Genomic DNA, 20699 nt, shown 5'->3' with positions numbered 1-20699 from the left:
ATTGAAAAAAATAATAATCGGTTAGGCTGGCTTTTTGCCAGCCCTTACCTTATTTTTTCGACTGTGTTTTTCTTGGGCCCGCTTATTTGGTCTCTATATTTGTCTTTTACTAACTGGGACTTGATTTCACCGACTTATGATTTTGTAGGATTCAAGAATTTTACCAAAGCATTAGGCACACCAGGGGTAAGATCGGCATTTTGGGTAACGTACAAATTTATGATCGTATTTGTACCGATTGTCACAGCCATGTCGCTTTTTGTAGCGGTAATTGTAAAAGGCTTACCTAAATTAAAAACCGTATTTCTTATTGGATTCTTCTTGCCTTACCTATCCTCAGGGGTTGTTGCATCGCTTATTGTTAAAGGCTTTTTGTCACATACAAGTCCTGTTCAGACGTTTCTAAGGGATCGGTTAGGTCTTGATATTGACTGGCTCGGGGGATCTTTCTCGGCATTGTTCGTCGTTGCGATGATTATGGCTTGGAAATTTACAGGTTACTATGCGTTAATTCTTACTTCAGGTTTAGAGAGCATTGATCAGGAAGTATATGAAGCAGCGGCAATTGATGGCGTGAAGGACAGCCAAAGGTTCTGGAAAATTACCTTGCCTTTGCTTTACCCTGCGATTTATACAACCTTAATTTTATCCTTTGGTGCAACATTCGGTATCTTTACTGAGGTCTACCAATTAACAGGCGGCGGACCGAACTATGCAACGAATACATGGCAAATGGAAATATACAGTCAGGCATTTAAGAACCTGCAGGCAGGTTACGCATCAGCTATCGCGATTATGGCTGCGGTTGCGACATTTATATCTATATTCGTAATCCGAAAAATTCTGGAAATGTGGGGTAAGCGCAATGGTTGGGTCTAATTCAAACATCAAGCTCCGGCTGTCGATCCGCTATCTGATTGCGATCGTACTGCTCGTGATTATGGTATTCCCCTATTTATATATGGTATTGAACTCACTTGCAGATTGGTCACAGGTAGACCGGAAGCTGATACCGACGAAATTTACGCTGCGCTCGTATCAATGGCTCTTTACAGGTGGTGAGACCGGGATTACAAGACCATGGATTCACGCCTTCTTTAACAGTGTGTTCGTTTCCCTGGTATCTACAGCCTTAATGATGATGTTCGCGATTATGGTCGCTTATGCGTTGGCGAAGCTGAAATTCCGCGGGAGAGACTCTATTAACAACTTTGTGTTGTTTCATATGTTCTTTCCGGCAATCATTCTGATCATCCCTAACTTTTTGATTATTCAAAAAGTAGGACTGTTCGATACGTATTGGGCGCTCATTATTCCCAAGGCGATGAGTTTATGGGGGATCTTCATGTACACCAACTTCTTTAAGGCGGTACCCGACGCTTTCATTGAAGCTGCCAAGCTGGATGGGGCATCCGATTTCAAAATCCTGTATAAGATTATGATGCCGATGTCGAAGTCCATTACGACCGTTGTATTCCTATTCCTGCTAATGGAACGCTGGACAGAGCTCCTATGGGATATGATCGTCGTCCGAAGTGACGGCATGTTAACATTGAACGTTTTATTATCTCAGATGTTCGGTCCGTATCAATCGTATCCGGGTCCGATGTATGCCGGTGCAGTGATGCTCACCTTGCCAATCATTATTTTGTTCATTATTTTCGGCAAGAAGTTCCAGGAAGGCATGCAATTTAACTTGAAATAGGTCTGCACAGGAGGGGTTATCGGTTGGAACAGCCGTGGTGGAAAGGGACGGTATTCTATGAAGTGTATATGCCAAGCTTCTGTGATAGTAACGGGGATGGGATTGGTGATTTCGGCGGTCTTACTTCCAAGCTGGATTATTTGCGGGAACTTGGCATCGGAGGGATTTGGCTAACGCCGTTCTATAAGTCTCCAAAAGTAGATAACGGGTATGACATTGCAGATTATTGTCAGATTGATCCAGACTTTGGAACGATGGAAGATTTTGAACGGTTTATTCAGGAAGCGAGGGCTCGAGGGATCAGAGTGATTGCCGATCTTGTCCTGAATCATACGTCTTCAGAGCATGCATGGTTCAAGGAATCCCGATCCTCAAGGACGAACCCGAAGCGGGATTGGTACATTTGGAAGGACGCGGTGAACGGCGGCGTACCTAATAACTGGGAATCGTTTTTTGGTGGAACCGCGTGGGAATGGGATGCTGCAACAGAACAGTATTACTATCATGGGTTTGCGAAAGAACAGGTCGATTTGAACTGGGCGAATCCCGAAGTTAAAGAAGCGATGAAGGATGTTATGGCTTATTGGCTGGGCAAAGGCGTAAGTGGCTTCCGGTTAGATGTTATCAACTTCTTATCGGTGTCCGATCAATTCCCGGATAACCCGATGGATGAAGTAACGGGTGAGCAGAAGCATGTACATGATCAGAATCAAGATGGAATTATGGATGCCATCAAGGAAATTAGCAGGTTTGTTCATGCGCATAGCGGAATGTTCATGGTAGGTGAAGTCGGCTCTGAAGATATGGACATGCTGAAGCGTTACAGCGGAACGGGTAAGTTTGATGTGGTCTTTAACTTTAATCTGGGAAGCCAGAAGGAATTTAGTCCAGAGAATTTGTTCGCCGAGCTTAAGATGATGGAGCAGGTACACCGTGAGGATCAGATTCCAACGTTATTCTTCGGCAGTCATGATATGGATCGCGTGATTTCGCGTTTTGGCGAAGGGGACGCGGAGATTGAGGAAGAACGGGCCCGCCTTATGGCAACGCTGGCCTTGACCGCAAAAGGGGTACCTTTCCTATATTTCGGTGAAGAGATTGGGATGCGGAATTTCGTAGCCCATAAGCTGGAAGATATGCGGGACATCCAAGGATTGAAGGCATATGAAATCGCACTACAGCGGGGGATAACCCGGGCGGAAGCCCTGAAAATTGCGAATGCAAAGGGAAGAGATGCGTCTCGCTCACCAATGCAATGGAACGCAAGTCCACATGGCGGGTTTACGTCAGGAACACCATGGATTGGCATGGGCCCAAATTATCAGCAATTAAACGTGGAGTCCGAATGCAATCAACCGAATTCATTATTACATTATTATAAAAAGCTTCTCCACTTGCGCAATACACAGGATGTATTTCAATTCGGGGATTATGACGTGCTGGAACGCAGAGGCAATCTTATTTTATATGTAAGAACATTGAAAGAAACCAATACCAGAGCGCTCGTAGCCTTGAATTACGATAATCAGAGCATACAGATTGATCCTAGTGAGCTGCTGGATGGGCAAGCAACTAATATATTATCAAGCCGCCGAGACATAGTGAGCGGTACAGACTTGGTAACTCTGTTGCCGAATGAAGCCGCAATATGGATGCGTGCGCCGCTATTATTTGACTAGAGAGGAATTTTATTATTATGAAACTGCTCAAGAATGCTGTGAAGACATGTGAACAACTGCTCATGGAATACGCGATGAAAGACGTATCCGTAACCAATACACAGAAATTAACATTCACAGGTGTAGATAATAAAGATGTCTACAATATTACAGCTCCATTCCAAGATGAGGGTGAGTGGGTGATTGCGGGTCGAGTTGAATCCCGTGACAGCGAGCATTCCGATGTCGTTTTTTTTGTCGAACGTGATGGACAATGGGTACCCCGTGAAGGAGCGCCTACCCTTGAACTTCAAGATCCTTTTTTCACGAAAATTAATGGTGAATTGATAGTTGGAGGCGTTCAAATTTATCCACATCCGGTAAAGGCTGATGCCTTAATGTGGCGTACAGTATTCTACCGCGGGAAGAACATCGCGAGCTTAGAACCATTCTTTAAAGGACCGGATGGGATGAAAGATCTGCGCCTAGTGGATCTGAAAGATAGCATCGGAGTACTGACCCGCCCTCAAGGAGATAAAGGAGGACGCGGTAAAATCGGCTTTACCCGCATTGCATCGTTAGAAGCGTTATCTATTCCATTGATCGAAGAAACACCGTTATTGGATGGACAGTTTGTTGACGAAGAGTGGGGCGGTGCGAACGAAGCACACTTGCTAAAGAACGGACTGCTCGGTGTTCTTGGGCATATCGCATCTTTTGATGATTCGGGCGATCGTCACTATTACCCGATGGTATTCGCTATCGATCCGGCAACAGGTGAGTACTCGGATATTCAATTAATCGCTGTACGCAATCAGTTCTTGCCAGGCGTTGCCAAACGTTCTGATTTGGAGGATGTCGTGTTCAGCGGCGGGCTCGTACGTCATGAGGACGGTACAGCTAATATATATGCAGGAATCAGCGATGCGGAAGCACAACGAGCAACAATCCCTGATCCTTTTGCTCAATTTGAAATTTTATAAGTATGAAATCCATTTGGTTAAGGGAGTTATTACAACATGAAAATCTATCGTTATGAACAAAATCCACTTATTACACCGGCTGACGTTAAGCCGTATCACGATGACTTTGAAGTGATTGGTGCATTTAATGCCGGTATTGCTAGCTATAATGGTGAAATATTAATGTTTCTCCGTGTAGCAGAACGCCCAATTAGCAAGGATCCAAAAATTGTGAAAGCTCCGATTTATAATCCGGAGACCAATGAATTGGATATTTTGGATCTGAATACAGATGATGAGCGCTTCGACTTCTCTGATCCGCGTGTAATTAAGAATAAATCCGCTAGTGCTACATTTCAGTACTTGACTTCATTATCTTATATCCGAATCGCTCGAAGTAAGGATGGACATCATTTTACGGTGGATGAGAAGCCATTTGTGTACCCTTCCAATTCACTGGAGACCTTCGGGGTAGAAGATCCTCGGGTAACCCAAATTGGGGATACCTACTATATTTATTTCTCAGCAGTCTCCCCTGTGGGCGTTGGAGAATCACTGGTATCAACCAAAGATTTCGTGAATGTAACTCACCACGGCATGATCTTTGGGCCGGATAATAAAGACGTATTGATTTTCCCGGAGAAAATTAACGGCAAATATTATGCATTGCACCGTCCAACAACGAAAAGCACGGGAGATCCGGAAATATGGATCGCAGAATCGGACAACTTATTATATTGGGGTAACCATAAGCATCTGATCGGTTTGCGTGAGGGGATGTGGGATAGCGGCCGGATTGGCGGCGGTGCGGTTCCATTCAAGACCGATAAAGGCTGGCTGGAGCTGTATCACGGAGCCACGCTGGAACATCGTTATTGCATGGGAGCAGTCTTGTTAGATCTAAATGATCCCTCGAAGGTGATTGCGCGCTCCAATGCTCCTATCATGGAGCCGGAAGCGGATTATGAGAAGAACGGATTCTTCGGCGATGTTGTATTCTCTTGCGGTGCACTCGTGGAAGGCGATGTTGTTAAAATGTATTACGGAGTCGCGGATACATCAATGGCTTGCGCAGAACTTAGTGTACAAGAAATTTTAGATAGCTTGATATACGTATAACAATAAACGTCAAAACCGAAGTGGTTTTGGCGTTTTAATTTGGGAGAGAGGATGAAGAAAATGAACATTAAATTAACTGAAAACTGGAAACTTCGTGATTTTCATGTGGGGGAAGCCCGGGATCTTGAAGTTGCATCGCCAGAGTTTATTGATTATTTCTGGATGACCACAACAGTGCCCGGTGACATCCATACGACGCTTCGGGAGAAAGGCATTATTGATGATCCTTTCTTTGGCCACCAAGATCAGAAATGCCGTTGGATTGAAGAAAAGGTATGGTGGTATCGTACGGTCTTTTCATACGATTCTGATCTTAAACCTGGTGAGAAGATGGAGCTATTATTCGAAGGGTTAGATACCTATGCAACCGTATATCTCAACGGCGTGGAGCTTGGATCAACAGATAATATGTTCATTAGCCATTCATTTGATGTAACCCGTGAATTAAATAAGGGGAAAAATACGCTTGCCGTAAAATTTGATCCTATTCATGTACACGCAGGCGATAAAGTCCAATATTATTGGTCGGGCTATAGTAAGAAGCGGATTTGGACACGTAAAGCGCAGAGTCATTTTGGCTGGGACTGGGGTCCGTGTCTGGTCTGTGCAGGCATATGGAAAGAGGTACAGTTGATCAAACGGCGTCATGCACATTTAGATCATGTGTTTGCTCGTACAACCTCGATAGAGGGTCAAGTAGGTGTGGTTGATGTGGATTTATGCGCACATGCCTTTGATCGCGGATGTTCGTATACGGCGCGTGTGGAACTATTGGACGGGACGGAGCGTGTTGCGGAAGCGAATGTCGCTTTGGACAGAGCTTCAGGGATTGCAGTTGACGGGGCGATTACAGCGCGTACGCTTCATCATTCAGTTACCTTGCAGGTGATGGATCCAAAGTTATGGTGGACCCATGATCTAGGAACGCCTTTCTTATATCATCTACGCGTTACGTTATTTGCTGATGGGAAGCTAATAGATACCTATGAGCAGCCATTTGGGATTCGAAAGATCGAATTGATGCAACTGGATGAAGAAGGGCGCCATGCTTTCACTTTTGTATTGAACGGCGTAAAAGTTTTTGCTAAAGGTGCTAATTGGATTCCTATTGATAGCTTTATTGCGACCGTGCCAGACAGCCGCTATGCACATCTGCTTCAGATGGCCAAGGATGCCAATATGAATATGATTCGTGCTTGGGGTGGAGGCATTTATGAGCGGGATATTTTCTTTGACGAATGTGATCGGTTAGGAATTTTAATCTGGCAGGACTTCATGTTCGCTTGTGCACTGTATCCAGATTACAATCGTAATTTCATGAATAATGTTCACCGCGAAATTGAGCAGGTCGTAAAACGTCTTCGCAGTCGTACGAGCCTTGCTCTATGGTGTGGGAATAACGAGAATGATTGGTTGTATGAGGCACTGTCCTCTAACGGCGAGATCACACATCCCTTTTATGGAGAAAAAATTTATCATGAGCTCATGCCTGCAGTACTAGAGCAACTCGATCCCACACGAACGTTTTGGCCTAGCTCGCCTTTTGGCGGCAATGATCACAATTCACGTGAGGTGGGCGATACCCATAACTGGCAAGTCTGGCATGGGAATAATGAGCCACGTCAGTTTGGTGAACCGCAGACACAGGATTATAGTGTTGAAGGGATATCATTCAAACGATTCAAGTCAGACTTCACGAAATTCGCCAGTGAATTCGGGCTGCATGCCGCTTCCAATCGTTACACCCTAGCAAAGAACATGCCGGACAATCAGTTCTATTGGGATAGCGATGAAATGAAGTATCGTAATAAAGATGTCCATTATCCTAAGGGCATTATGCTCATGGAAGGTTATACAGGAGTTCCAAAGGATATCAATGAATATATTCAATTCTCGATGCTGACCCAGGCAGAGGGATTGAGGTATGGCATTGAGCATTACCGCCGTAATAAGCCGGATACAAGCGGGGCTTTATTCTGGCAGTTCAATGATTGCTGGCCGGGAACAAGCTGGTCTGTTATCGATTATTATGGTTTACCAAAGGCGAGCTACCACTATGCGCGTAAATTCTTTGCACCGGTACTCTTATGTGTGGATCATGATCCGAATGGACTGCTGCAGTTATGGGCTCTCAATGATCGCCGCGAAGCTTATCAGGATGAGGCGGAATTAACGATCTATCGGATGGATGGTACAATTGTATATCAGCGTGCATTCGACGTTACCGTTGATTCGAACAGTAAAGTTAATTTTGCCAAGTTAACTGAAGCTGAGGTACTGCAGCAACATAGCGCTTGCGAGGTTGTGGTCGTACTTCGTTCGAAGAAACGGTTAACAGAAGATTATGTACTCTATTTAAGAGACTATAAGGATATGGATTATCAACCCGCTCATGTTCAGATCTCCGTGGATGAAGCGAAAGGACATATCCACTTGATCTCAGATCGCGTTGCCCGGATGGTGATGATCGAACTAGATGCACCCTGGGTGATTATGGACGATAATTTCTTTGATCTGATTCCGGGTGAGGAGAAGACGGTTCGTGTGCATCATGTGGATGCCGGGGCACTGCCTTGGGAGACTTTACGTGTAACGGCAATGAATGATGCGGGTTAACAAAAACTTGGATTTAAGGAGATGAGTTAAGATGAAGGCGGCTGTATTTCAAGGAACTAAGCACATTGAATTTAAGGACTGGGAAGCTCCGGCTGTTGGCTCCAAAGAAGTTAAACTTCGTGTGAAATGCTGCGGGATCTGTGGTACAGATCAGCATATTTATCATGGATACCCAGGGTCTGCGGAGGTGACAGCTCCGATTGTGTTAGGACATGAGCTTGCGGGCGAAATAGTGGCTGTAGGTAATGAGGTTACGACCTTACAAGTGGGGGACCGTGTATCGGTTGATCCGAACATCTATTGTGGAAACTGTTATTTTTGCCGGAATGGAAAAGTACATTTATGCGATAACTTGCAGGCTGTTGGGGTGACTCGTGACGGTGGTATGGGCGAGTATTGTGTTGTTCCTGTAGCGAACTGTTACTTGCTACCTGATGAAATGAGCTGGATCGAAGGGGCGATGATTGAACCTTTAGGTTGTGTACTTCACGGTTATAAGAAGCTGGATATCCGTAAGGCACACCAAGTCCTGATTATCGGCGGAGGTTTTATTGGTCAATTGTTCTTGCAGCTCGTCAAGGCTGCGGGTGTTAAAGGGATTATTGTCAGTGAGCCAGAAGTGTTCAAACATGACCGATTAGTCGAATTAGGTGCGGATGAAGCCGTATCTCCTGCAGCAGAAGGTGTGATGGAAGCTCTCCATCATCAATTTGATATTGTGATCGAATGTGTAGGCCGGGCGGATTCCATGGAGCTGGCGGTTAAGGCATCGCGTAAGGGTGGACAAGTCTTAATGTTTGGAGTTGCTTCCCCGGACACGTTGATTCAAGTCTCACCATTCGAAATTTTTACAAAAGAGTTGAACATCATGGGCTCTTTCATTAATCCATATACACATGAGGAATCGATTGCGTTAATTGAGAAGGGAATCGTTCAGATTGAGTCGTTGATTAGCCATCAGTTTTCGCTGAAAGATATACCGGAAATCATGGGCGAATATCCGAAACTGCTTGTTTCTAAAGGGATTATTGTGCACGAGAGGTAGTATTTAATCATAGTAAGCGTACAACAACGATGACTATTGGCTATTTGCCATAGGTCATCGTTTTTTTGTGGGCAAAAACTGGCTGCGACGAGGTCTCTCTTTATAAAATATTGAAATTAATATTCAGTTAAGAATCCCTTCACTATCAGTTTACGATTCAGAGTTAGAGTTAAAGGAGGCCATGAGAAAAAGGAGCTTTGTCATGAACACAGATCCTAAAGTACTTATTGTTACGTCGGCATTTGGGGACGGGCATATGAAAGTGGCTGAGGCCATCGAACATTCATTTAGACGTCGGGGGATTAATCGGATTACAACTCTGGACCTATTCGCTGCAGTCCACCCTACCTTGAATGAGCTATCCCGAAGGTTCTATTTAAACAACACGGGGTATACGCAAGAATTTTATGGATTCTTGTACACAATGACGAGCAAGATGAGACCAGAGCAGTTCATGGGTAGACTCATCCATTCTATGGGCAAACGAAAAGTACAAAGGATCATCGACGAGATACAGCCGGATATTATTATTCATACCTTTCCTTATTTGGCTGCTGCTGAACTAGCTTCAACAACAGGAAGTCGAATACCTCTGTTCACGGTTATGACGGATTATGTAGTTCATGGCAGGTGGCTTCACCCACGAACGACGAAATATTTTATCGCTTCAGAAAGCATGAAGGCGACTCTGATGTCAGCAGGGATCGCTGAAGAGAAGCTTGTGGTCAGTGGGATTCCCATTCGCGAGGCTTTTGAACAATCTCAGGATCGTGAAGCGCTTTTGCGCAAACATGGGTTAAAAGGAAATCGTCAATATCTATTACTAGCGGCAGGAGCTTACGGTGTATTAAGTGACATTGGCGGTTTAATAAAACGAGTACTGCTTCAATCAAGCTTCGATGTCATCGTATTGTGCGGGAATAATCATAAGCTTCGAGAAGCTACGGGGGAGCTTTTTCAAGAGAACTCTCGAGTTCACATTTTGGGATATACCGAAGAAATGCAGGAGCTGATGTGCATAGCTTCCTGTCTATTGACCAAGGCTGGCGGGATTACCTTGACTGAGGCGATGGCTCAAACACTTCCAGTTATCGTCTACCGACCTCTCCCCGGTCAGGAGGCAGGCAATGCAGAATGGTTATCTGGGCAGCATTTGATAGAGATTGCACGAAATGAGGAGCAGGTAGTAGAGCAGCTCCAGCGATTGGAGCATATGGCGTACAGAGATGAAAGGGAACAGCATATGAAGGTCTTTTCGCGGAAATCAGCCTCGGATGCTATCGTTACCGAAGCTTTAGAGGCTATTAAATTGCGTCAGCCCTCTGTTCCCGCAGCAAAATCCATGCTTGTTGAAGGGCAGGCGAAGACGATTCATGGATATTATTAGGAAGAAAGAAAGACAACAGCAGACGTTTACCCGCCTCGCAATGATTCTCTTTTTTATAGAGTGGATAAGAGGGGCTGTCCTAATCACGTTCTTACCCACTTATATATTGACGAGCTGGGGGCTTTCAACGTCAGTAGTTGGCATTGCGGTCTCCGTACACTATTTAACGGACAGCTTGATCAAAAGCTTCATCGGCTATCTCTTGGATAGATATCCTGGGTGTACCGTGCTTCATGGAGGGTTCTTTCTTGGGTTCGTTGGACTGTTATTGATGGTGACAACGCATAGTCCGTGGATGCTTATTGTAGCCTCTGCTTGCTTAGGTGCTGGATTCTCACCGATCTGGATCCTATGTATGAGCCAGGTATCAGAGGAAAAACGAGCACAACAGATGGGAACCTTGTACGTATACTGGATGGCTGGCCTAGGTCTGGGTCCCGTTATGATGAATTTGTTAATTGGTGGTGGGCTGTCACTGTCCCTTGCTGTCATTGGATTATTTTTCGTAGCGGGCTGGATCATGGTAGGTCTTGTAAAGATGAACAAGGTCTCGGTGCAGAGTGTGAATATATCCGTAGGTGAGCAGTTTGTATCTCTATGGAACAAAGTAAAAAAGGGAGGATTTCTGGTCCCTGGCATGCTGCTGCAGACTACAGCGGGCGGGATACTAGTTCCTTTTCTAACAAGCTTTACTATTTCGCATCTGGGTCTGTCCCATTCTCAGCTGTCTATCGTGTTATTTATGGGAGGAGCAGGCGTAGTTCTATTTCTTGTGCCCATGGGAAAATGGTTTGATCAAGTCGGAGGGAAGTGGTTCCTTGTCATTGGGTTCGGCGTATTTGCGGTTGCCTTGTTCGGCTTAACTTCTATTAATTCCTTCTCCGCCGCCATTGGGCTCTCGCTTCTGCTAGGGTGTGCTTATGCTGCTTTGCTTCCCTCTTGGAATGCTTTAATGGCCAGTTACATTCCCGAAGATTCTGTAGGGATCAGCTGGGGACTATTGTTTTCCATAGAGGGTTTAGGGGTGGTTATTGGTCCGCTAATTGGAGGCTGGCTGGGAAGCTCAGGAAATCAATTGCTGCCTTTTCAAGTCAGTGCCTGTTTGTTTGGATTGATTAGTGTTGTCTACTTGCTATCCCCAGCCCGATTATTTATTCACAGAAACAGAGGGATGGAGAAGCTTCCAAATGTATCGTAGTTAAGATTTATTTAATAGACTCTTCACAACGAATTTAGGAATTGCACCTAAGCTTAATATACAAGACTAAATAAGTAATGAAGGGAAGGAACAAAGAATTTCAATAAAATTATTAGTATATCTTCCTTAGGACAATCAAACAGACATTTTAGTAAAGTCGATAATACACTATAAAGTAAACCATTCCTTCCATAATGTAGAACTGATCTTTCTCAATACGCTCAATCACGCTTCAGTATTTATATAGGATTTTTATGTAAAGGGAACATGAACCGATACGAAATCGAATTCAAATTCTTTCGGAAAGGAGGGAATAAAGGAATGGTAATTTTGTCGACTGGTCCCATTTCCAATAATCTCATTGGTGGTGTTAGACCGTCCAGCTTCGTTACGATTAAAATAGATAATCGTAACGAGGCGGATTATTCAACGATCTTAATTGAGGGATTTTATTTAAACGGTACGAGAACTATATATGTTCAAGAATTGATGTTAGTACTAACAAACACTGTAATCACTCGTAACTATTCTGTAGAATTTGACGCTTTCGAATTTGTGTTTACGATCATAGGTCCAGCTGAAAATGAAACGCAGGTTTCCTTATGGGGTAAAGATGAATCCCGGGAATTGGTAGCAGCCCATCGTATTCTATCGGACGAACTTTTAGGTAGCGTTGAAGTTGTAACGGGAGCAACAGGAGCGACAGGAGTAACGGGAGTAACGGGGGCAACGGGAACGACTGGAGCGACAGGAGTAACGGGGCCTGTACCTGTATCGGCATTTAGAGTTAATAAAGATGATCAGCAACAATTAATTGGAGACACTGTTATCACCTTCCAAACTGTAGAATTTGATTTAAATGGTGAGTTTAACCCACTAACCTCAACGTTTACGCCTATTCAGAATGGTATATATTTAATTATTGGATCGATATTCTTCGTAAATAATCTAGTTGCTGATTTCAAAGCATCTGTTCGTATTGAGAAAAACGGAGTGGTTGTTGCTGAAGATTCAGAAGTAAGTCTCGGTTCCTTTGGTAACGCAATTTACGTGGAAGTCTCTTCTATACTTTTATTACAGGCTGGTGATCAAGTACGTATCAGGGCTAACGCGTTGTCTGGCACAATATTTGCACAAGGGGGTATCGGTCTACCAGAACGTTGCCACTTTGAAGCTGCGAGATTTCCCTCGCCCACATAGAATCTTTTCTGTATCCCACTACCTGCCCATCGGAAGATAATGCAATAGGGTACTTGCTTAACGCGGGGGATTTGCTCTCGCTTTTTTTGCGGTTCACTGAGAAATGTCTATTTATTGAAGGCAAAGTTAAGCAACATCTGAGGTAGTTCTATGGTTTTTGAAGTATAAAAAATGTATTCGACTCTTATCCGGATATGCAGGACTATTTGGAGTAATTAATCAATTTATCCTCTCCTGCAACTCCCCTGACTTCCGGCGCCGCCGACTCATGAATACCAAAGACAATGCAATGATCGTGAGAATAATCCCAAGTACTTGAAATCCCTCAAAGCTGAACTTGCCTCTCATTACGATGCCTATCAACAAGGAAGAGAGAATGGTTCCCAAATATCTTGAAGTATTAAATAAACCCGATGCTACGCCGATCATTTCCTTGGGTGAACTTTGGAACAAAGCTGCTTGCATACCTACATTATTCAACCCATTGCTAATCCCGAATGCAGCCAAAGCCAGGCACACGCTAATAACCGGTGAAGATTGATTCAAAGTCACGAGCCATACCGATCCCGCAGTCATCAATATTGCAGACACTAGTAGTGCCGGTCCTGGTCCGGATTTATCGATCCATCGTCCTGCTATTGGAGAAGTAACTAGAGAGCATAGGCCTAAGGTTAGCATAAGTATCCCTGTTTGATACTCGCTGACATGGCGAACCATTTGCAAGTAGGACGGAACTCCGAAAAAGAGTGAGTAAAAGAGTACATTAACGAGCATGAATTCCACATTAACCCACGTCATTGCAGGATATTTGGCGAATGTGCGTAAAGGGATAAAAGGCGAAGTCGCTTTTAACTCATGTCGTACGAATACCCCTAGCAGAGCGAGTCCTATCAGTGAAACAATGACATTTCCTACAGCGATGTGCCCGGATGATTTTGCTGAGAGTAATCCAATGAGCAGGGCAACCAGTCCCACTGTGAAGAGCAGGATCCCTGATCCATCTATCCAATTGAACCATTTGCGAAGGGACATGCCCGATGAAACGGTTAATGACGAGTTTTCCTTAGGGACATTTCTCCAAGACAATAGAAAGCTCACTACCACAAATGGAATATTAACGAAAAAGATAGCGGGCCAGCCCCACCAGTGTATAATAACCCCGCCAATAAAGGGTCCAATGGCTGCCGCACCAGATAGGAAGATGGATAAAACAGACAGCGCTGTCGCTTGTTTTTCCGTTACATGAATTCGCACTATAGCCATACCGACGGCAACCATCATGCTTGTTCCAATGGCTTGCACAATGCGGAACACGAGGAGCCATGCGAAGCTTGGTGCGAATGGAGCTAATAATGAGGCAATGAAGGCTACTACAAGCCCGGTAAGAAATATCTTCCTCCTACCAAATAAATCGCTGGCCTTTCCCATGACGGGTTGAGCGATGCTACTAGCGATGTAGAAAGAAAAAATAATCCAGGAAACACCTGTATAGTCAAGTTGGAATACATTTTGCAATCTTGGAATAGCAACAGAAACCATTGAAGAGTTTAATGGGTTCAATAGTATCCCTAGCCCCACTGAAATCATTAACCACCAATTCCGAGCACTCATTTTGTGTCCCCCTAAAGCGTATTAATGTCATCCTACTTGATTTTAATTATTCATTCCAACGCATTTTATGTTATATTCTCATTGACTTAAAGGAATGAATGGGGTGCGAAATGGAACTTCTACAGCTGCAATATTTTCTCGCGGTAGCTCGGTTGGAACATGTGACCGAAGCTGCGCGAAATCTGCACGTTACTCAATCATCACTTAGCAAAACAATACAGCGCTTGGAGGAGGATCTAGGGGTCCCTTTATTCGATCGAGTAGGGCGAAACCTTCGTCTGAATGAGTTCGGAAGCAGATTCCTTCGCCGTGCAGAAAGAGCTTTGTTTGAATTGGAGCAGGGGAAGCAGGAGCTTAGCGATTTATCTCACCCGGAACATAACACGCTTGAATTAGCAGTGACCACCGCCAGTACATTACCCAATATCCTTCGCGAGTTTCGAAAAAAGCGACCTGATATTCAATTTCATGTGCAGATGCTGACTACGAAGGAAATGGTTACACTTTTGGATAGAGGAGAGGTGGATTTCTGCTTGTCCTCACCCCCTTTAGAAGGGGACGACATCGAATGCCAAGTCGTATTTATCGACCCAATCCTTGTAGTCGTTCCTAAGGGGCATCGGTTGGCAGATCGAAGCAGCGTATCTTTGATAGAGCTGAGAGATGAATGGTTCGTCGGGGTTAAGAGTGGTTATGGAACTCGGGATTTAATAGACTCTGTGTGCCAATCGGTTGGATTTACGCCTAAATATGTGTATGAGGGGGATGAACCTGCAAGGTTAATCACTCTTGTGGAAGCTGAGATTGGTCTTGCCTTCATACCAAGTACAGCAAGAAATTCACGGGAAGACATCAAATATCTCCAAATAAAGAATCACGAATTGGTACGGGAAATTGCTTTAATATGGCACAAGAGTCGGTATATTTCGCGAGCTGCTCTGGAATTTCGTAAGGTAGTTGTAGAATATTTCGGATCGTTATCCAAAGAGGCTTAAGACAATCGGGGATGGTTATCTAGAGGTATTTAACTGGATGCAAAAGAACAATTGCATCCAGCTCAAGGACGCATAGTCTATAGAAATATTTTATAATGAGGATGTAGAAAAATCTGGTAGTGTTTAGTTATCTGATGTTGGTTCTTCCATAAACCATGAGATATGGGTGCATCTCTTACAAATAAGTATAGCAGCGTTTTTATTCGCCCAGTCAAATCCTAGAAAGGATGCTCCGCTTGTGTTAAGCAGTTTATAATCCAGATGAAAGGTATCGTTTTGACAACAAGGACAGGTTATTCGCGCGCCTGCAGCACTGTATCTCATTTTAAAAACCTCCTGTGAATTTGTATAGTTCTTTAACGCATCTGAGGTTATTAAGGTTTCATGTACTCGAACTTACTAGTCAATTTGGGGTGGAATTATGAATAGCTGGGAAATAGCTTTGTCAAAGGTATGTGAGCTTTATTTTTCATCGGAAGTGAATTCGAAATTAGAATGGATCTTGCTTGGTTCGGTGGGTTCGGTTTTACAGGGCTGTGAAATGACTCCGGGAGACGTTGATATTTATACAAAAAATAAAGAAGGGATTGCACAATTTGCAGAACTTCTGAAGGAATATTCCTTGCTGGGTAAATGTGAATTCCCTCATGGAGAGAACTGGTTATCCTCTTTAGAAGAACCTACATACACTCAGACCTTTTCTTCAGGCTTTTCATGGACAAAAGGGAGTTGGATCATCGATGGGTTTAAAGTGGAAGTCGTTCATATCTCCAACTCAGCGGGAATTCCTGATTCTATGGATGGCGATGGGATATGGGAAGGTGGACAATTCATTTGGAATCATTTTAGGAATGTGACAATCGGACGGTACACTATTCCTACGGTTCCTCTAGAAATACAGCTAGAATCAAATTTAAGAAGACAACGATCAGACAGGACACAAGCGATTATTACTGCATTGCAAAAATATGGCTACGATCATGAACTAATCGAAAAAGCTCTATCAAAGAAACACTTACCTTATTTTCATTCTCAAATGAATTGAGCAAAGGAGATTATTTTTAAAAAGGGAATTAACTGGTATAATATGGTTTATAATCGAGAAAGGTGTTGATTTCTATGTCTGACTTTTTTGATCCAGGACCTAATCCAAATGTGACGGACCCTGGCGGTCATAAAGCAAACCATGATGTCAATGCGCAAAAATATCATACACAAGGTGTTCCTGGATTTTGGAGCGAGGTAACCAATCTGTTCATCGTGGTGGCAATAATTGCAGTTATTTTCTTACTCATATGGATCTTCTAATGGCCTTGTAATGAAAAAATGACAGCCCTCATTTAACTTGAGGGCTGTCATTATCGTTATTGAGCTGAGTATCCTCCATCGATGGAATTAATTTTCTGCCAATCCTCATCTGAGACAACATGCAATTTCATTTCATAAGCATTCTGTTTCTGGCTTACTTTCTCTAGCGCTACCTCATCAATGTCTGCGGCAATAACGATATGATCATTGTTAGTGTCAAAATAGCCCGCCTGCGGTCATAACGCCACTTTTTGCAACTCTAACCATTTAAACAAGTACTACTAATACCCACCACGCAAAATGGATTTTTTTTTGATTCATGATGTCCTCCTCGTTTTCTCTATGATGAAATAACCTACATTTGCTCCATGCCGGACATTCACCCAGTGATTCTTAAAAATTGCGATATTTCCTATAGACTTATCATAGTTGTCGTCTATACAAATCTCATTCCTCAGACGGAGAAAGTATCCATCTGGAGCCAGTTATCTAAATTTAGATACTCAAATAAAATAAATTTAACAATGGAATCACTCTTTTAAATCGTACGGGAGAGGATGGTTATAAGGTGGAGAAAATTATAGAAGTACGAGGGATTAGCAAGGTATACGAGAAAAGAAAGACGAAAGAGAAGATCCATGCCGTTCGTGATGTTTCTTTTCATGTAAATCGTGGAGAGGTTCTCGGTTTACTAGGCCCCAACGGTGCTGGGAAAACATCAACAATAAAGATGCTCTGTGGTTTGTTAGAATCGGATGGGGGTTCTATATCCATTAATGGCTTAGATATTTGTAAGAAGAGACTCAAAGCGCTAGAGCATATTAGTGCTGTATTAGAAGGGAACCGGAATTTATATTGGCGTCTTACGGTTCGGGAAAATTTAGAATATTTTGCAGGTAACCGGGGGTACTCTCGGAAGCAAATTGCCGATCAGACAGATAAATTATTAGAGCAATTCAACCTTAAAGAAAAGGAGAATGAGTTGGTTAATGGATTATCTCGGGGGATGCAACAAAAGCTGGCAATCGCTGTGGCGTTATTAGCTAATACGGATGTCATCTTGCTGGATGAGCCAACGCTCGGTTTGGATGTTGAGGTTAGTTATGAATTACGAAATATTCTAAAAACGATAGTGAGGGAAGAGAAACGTACGATCATTATTAGCTCACATGATATGCCCGTCGTTCAGGAGCTGTGTGACCGTGCCATTATCATTAACAAAGGTGAAGTTGTGATTGACGACAGGGTGGAGAATTTACTTAAGTTATTTGAAACAAGGGCATATTCCATTAAATTAGGTGAGCAATTAAGCCCTGAACAGGAGAATAAACTGTTGAGTATATTCCCTTTAAGTACTTATAAAGCAAGCTCTCATGAAACGATCGTGGAAGTGAATTTAGAGCATGGTCAGGATATCTACGAGTTGTTCGATCTTCTGAAAGAGGAAGGAACGATGGTGGAAAGTATTGATCGAATAACCATTGATTTTGAACAAGTGTTTATTCAGATTGTGAAGGGAGGTAAGACTCATGAAATGGCTCCATTTATTTAATGCTAATTTTCGTAAGGAATATATTGAGTTGAAACGATATTTACCGAACACGATTGCATTAGTAGTCACTTTTTATATTATATTTCTGGCTGCATTTTTTGGAATTATGTTCATAGGAGATCCAGCCAGTTTTGATACGAATGTTCAATATTCAATTGTAAGTGTGGTCTTTTGGAGCTTAACGATGATGACGATGAACTTTATTGGTTATTCGGTAATCACAGAAGCGACGCGTGGAACGTTAGAGCAGTTATATATGTCTCCCATGGGTGTGTGGAAAATTATGCTCACGCGGATCGTCAGTCAATTGGGCTTACAGTCCGTCATTATGATTCTCTTGCTGTTTGGAGCGATGCTAACCTCGGGACAATGGTTGAGTCTTAATCCCATGACAACGATCCCAATCATTATAGTTACTATGATAAGTATGGTAGGCGTTAGTTTTATGATTGCTGGTTTGGCTATTATTGTGAAACAAATTCAAGCATTTCTACAGATTTTCCAATTTGTCTTGATGGGACTTGTATTTGTTCCGATCACTGTAGCTCCGTTTTTAGCTTTTGCCCCATTCGTTAAAGGCGTGAATATGGTAAGAACGGTGATGCTTGAGAATCTAACGTTAACGGATCTATCTTTATCTGACTATGGCGTATTAATATTAAATTCGCTGGTTTATTTGATTCTAGGGCTCGTTGTGTTTGATCGCTGTGAAAAAATAGCCATGAAGAAAGGACTTCTGGGGCAATACTAGCGTACACAATCGTTTATTTATTAGGTATAGCTAATACTTATAACCTGCCATAACTCATTGGTGTAACGGTATAGGCAATCGGATATGCTATATTAATTTTAATAATTTGTTCACGAGGAGATTAATATATGAGCACTCAAACCGAACCTAAAAAGCGAACCGTTACTCCATTTCGATATGATATTGTTGGCAGCTTCCTGCGCCCTCAGGCGTTGAAAGAGGCTAGATTAAAATTCAAGAACAGCGAAATTACTGCCGAGCAGTTGAAGGAAGTAGAGAACGACGAGATCGTCAAGCTCGTGCAAAAACAAAAAGAGGTAGGTCTTCAAGCTGTAACCGACGGCGAATTCCGCCGCTCTTGGTGGCATCTCGACTTCTTCTGGGGTTTTGATGGTGTAGAGCGGACCATTATTGATCAAGGCTACCAATTTAATGGTGCAGAATCCAGACCAGAAACCGCACGACTGACCGGAAAAATAAGCTACAGCAGCCACCCTTTTGTAGCGCATTATGAATTCTTAAAAGGCGCTGCTGGTGAGGATGTTGTTGCGCGCCAATCGATTCCTGCAGCAGCGCAGTTCCTGTTTGAGCTGGATCGGGTAGAAAATAAGGAAAGCACGAATGAATTATACCCGAATCGTGAAGAGCTAATTTCGGATATTGCCAAAGCATACAAAGCGTCAATTCTTGCCTTTTATGCAGCGGGCTGCCGCAGCATTCAAATTGACGATTGCACGTGGGGAGCGCTGTGCGACGAACAGTTTATAGCATTTATGAATCAGGTTGGTGTGAATGTAGCTGAATATGCGAACGAGCTTGCGAAGTTGAACGAAGAAGTGGTATCCGGTCTGCCGGAAGATCTCGTTGTAACGACACATGTATGCCGAGGCAATTATGTTTCTACTTATGCTGGAGTAGGCGGAGGTTATGAACCTATCGCGCAAACACTTCTGAACATCAATAACTACTCAGGTTACTATCTGGAGTTTGATACTGAACGTGCAGGTGACTTCAAACCATTACGCTTCCTAAAAGACAATCAGCAGGTCGTGCTTGGCCTGTTCTCTTCCAAATTTGGTGAGCTTGAAAGCAAGGAAGATATTCTGAAGCGTATTGAGGAAGCGAAGCAATATGTCGATCTAAACCGGATTTGCCTGAGCCCGCAATGCGGCTTTGCTTCCACGGAAGAAGGTAACCACCTTACAGAAGAGCAGCAATGGCGCAAGCTTGCTTATATTAAAGAGATTGCTGAAGAGATCTGGAATTAACTCTAATTAAAAAGTAGACAGAGACAATACACCTTTAACCATTCGGATGTTCATCCGTACGGTTAAAGGTGTATTTTGATTTAAAGAGTGTACATGGATTTACTTGGCGTGCTGTCACTATACCAGTGGATTGTGAGTAATTAGGGAAAAGCTCCCTAATAAAAGCCGATAATTGCTTTAAATGAATGGAATCAGGGAATTCCTCCCTAAAAATCGGGCCAAAATATACTTTTACCGCTAAATTAGTTGAATTATAGGGAGGAATTCCCTAATTGTTGGCCTAATGATCAAAATTCACTGAATTTTAGGGAGAAATTCCCTAAT

Annotated in this window: 17 protein-coding genes; 16 read left to right on the top strand and 1 reads right to left on the bottom strand. The window is 43.2% G+C overall.

Annotated elements, in window-relative coordinates:
* The 10 genes from MKY19_RS22475 to MKY19_RS22430 all read left to right on the top strand — a co-directional run bounded on the left by MKY19_RS22475 (position 1) and on the right by MKY19_RS22430 (position 12890).
* Positions 1-879, top strand: a complete 879-nt coding sequence (locus tag MKY19_RS22475; protein ID WP_188114673.1) for a sugar ABC transporter permease — start codon at positions 1-3, stop codon at positions 877-879.
* Positions 866-1705 (top strand): carbohydrate ABC transporter permease, encoded by an 840-nt coding sequence (locus MKY19_RS22470; RefSeq protein ID WP_076284699.1) that lies wholly within the window; start codon positions 866-868, stop codon positions 1703-1705. The genes MKY19_RS22475 and MKY19_RS22470 overlap by 14 nt, the downstream gene beginning before the upstream one ends.
* A 23-nt stretch (positions 1706-1728) precedes the next feature.
* Complete coding sequence (locus tag MKY19_RS22465; RefSeq protein WP_339797771.1) at positions 1729-3384, top strand: alpha-glucosidase; 1656 nt, start codon at positions 1729-1731, stop codon at positions 3382-3384.
* 62 nt (positions 3385-3446) lie between these two features.
* A complete protein-coding gene (locus tag MKY19_RS22460; protein WP_339804452.1) occupies positions 3447-4346 on the top strand; it encodes a DUF1861 family protein in 900 nt (299 codons plus the stop codon).
* A 36-nt stretch (positions 4347-4382) separates the two neighbouring features.
* On the top strand, positions 4383-5444 hold the full coding sequence (locus MKY19_RS22455) for a glycoside hydrolase family 130 protein (protein WP_339266434.1): 1062 nt from the start codon (positions 4383-4385) through the stop codon (positions 5442-5444).
* 66 nt (positions 5445-5510) lie between these two features.
* Entirely contained in the window at positions 5511-8060 is a 2550-nt protein-coding gene (locus MKY19_RS22450; protein ID WP_339804449.1) for a glycoside hydrolase family 2 protein, read from the top strand.
* Between the two features lie 31 nt (positions 8061-8091).
* On the top strand, positions 8092-9105 hold the full coding sequence (locus MKY19_RS22445) for a zinc-dependent alcohol dehydrogenase family protein (protein WP_339797768.1): 1014 nt from the start codon (positions 8092-8094) through the stop codon (positions 9103-9105).
* A gap of 202 nt (positions 9106-9307) precedes the next feature.
* Positions 9308-10492, top strand: coding sequence for a glycosyltransferase (locus MKY19_RS22440; protein ID WP_339797765.1), 1185 nt, complete (start codon positions 9308-9310; stop codon positions 10490-10492).
* A complete protein-coding gene (locus MKY19_RS22435) occupies positions 10479-11690 on the top strand; it encodes an MFS transporter (RefSeq protein ID WP_339797762.1) in 1212 nt (403 codons plus the stop codon). The genes MKY19_RS22440 and MKY19_RS22435 overlap by 14 nt, the downstream gene beginning before the upstream one ends.
* A gap of 321 nt (positions 11691-12011) precedes the next feature.
* A complete protein-coding gene (locus MKY19_RS22430) occupies positions 12012-12890 on the top strand; it encodes a hypothetical protein (RefSeq protein WP_339797759.1) in 879 nt (292 codons plus the stop codon).
* A 219-nt stretch (positions 12891-13109) separates the two neighbouring features.
* Here the strand turns inward: MKY19_RS22430 and MKY19_RS22425 are convergent, their stop codons facing one another.
* The gene (locus tag MKY19_RS22425; RefSeq protein WP_339797756.1) at positions 13110-14501 is read right to left on the bottom strand and encodes an MFS transporter; all 1392 of its coding nucleotides are present in this window, start codon (positions 14499-14501) and stop codon (positions 13110-13112) included.
* 110 nt (positions 14502-14611) lie between these two features.
* Between MKY19_RS22425 and MKY19_RS22420 the strand changes: the two genes are divergently transcribed.
* The 6 genes from MKY19_RS22420 to MKY19_RS22395 all read left to right on the top strand — a co-directional run bounded on the left by MKY19_RS22420 (position 14612) and on the right by MKY19_RS22395 (position 20375).
* The gene (locus MKY19_RS22420) at positions 14612-15496 is read left to right on the top strand and encodes a LysR substrate-binding domain-containing protein (RefSeq protein WP_339797753.1); all 885 of its coding nucleotides are present in this window, start codon (positions 14612-14614) and stop codon (positions 15494-15496) included.
* A gap of 421 nt (positions 15497-15917) precedes the next feature.
* Positions 15918-16541: a hypothetical protein gene (locus tag MKY19_RS22415; protein ID WP_339797751.1), complete on the top strand. Its 624-nt coding sequence runs from the start codon at positions 15918-15920 to the stop codon at positions 16539-16541.
* Between the two features lie 74 nt (positions 16542-16615).
* Complete coding sequence (locus MKY19_RS22410; RefSeq protein ID WP_042190658.1) at positions 16616-16804, top strand: hypothetical protein; 189 nt, start codon at positions 16616-16618, stop codon at positions 16802-16804.
* 568 nt (positions 16805-17372) lie between these two features.
* Complete coding sequence (locus MKY19_RS22405) at positions 17373-18356, top strand: ABC transporter ATP-binding protein (protein WP_042190654.1); 984 nt, start codon at positions 17373-17375, stop codon at positions 18354-18356.
* Positions 18334-19107 (top strand): ABC transporter permease, encoded by a 774-nt coding sequence (locus tag MKY19_RS22400; RefSeq protein WP_076284690.1) that lies wholly within the window; start codon positions 18334-18336, stop codon positions 19105-19107. Before MKY19_RS22405 ends, MKY19_RS22400 begins: the two co-directional genes overlap by 23 nt.
* Positions 19108-19235: 128 nt before the next feature.
* Entirely contained in the window at positions 19236-20375 is a 1140-nt protein-coding gene (locus MKY19_RS22395) for a 5-methyltetrahydropteroyltriglutamate--homocysteine S-methyltransferase (RefSeq protein ID WP_042190650.1), read from the top strand.
* Positions 20376-20699: the final 324 nt, after the last annotated feature.

This window comes from Paenibacillus sp. FSL R5-0744 (assembly GCF_037972555.1).
Classification (GTDB): Bacteria; Bacillota; Bacilli; order Paenibacillales; family Paenibacillaceae; genus Paenibacillus_AQ.
Note: the sequence above shows the minus strand (reverse complement) of the source record. Positions and strands in the feature narration are given on the sequence as shown.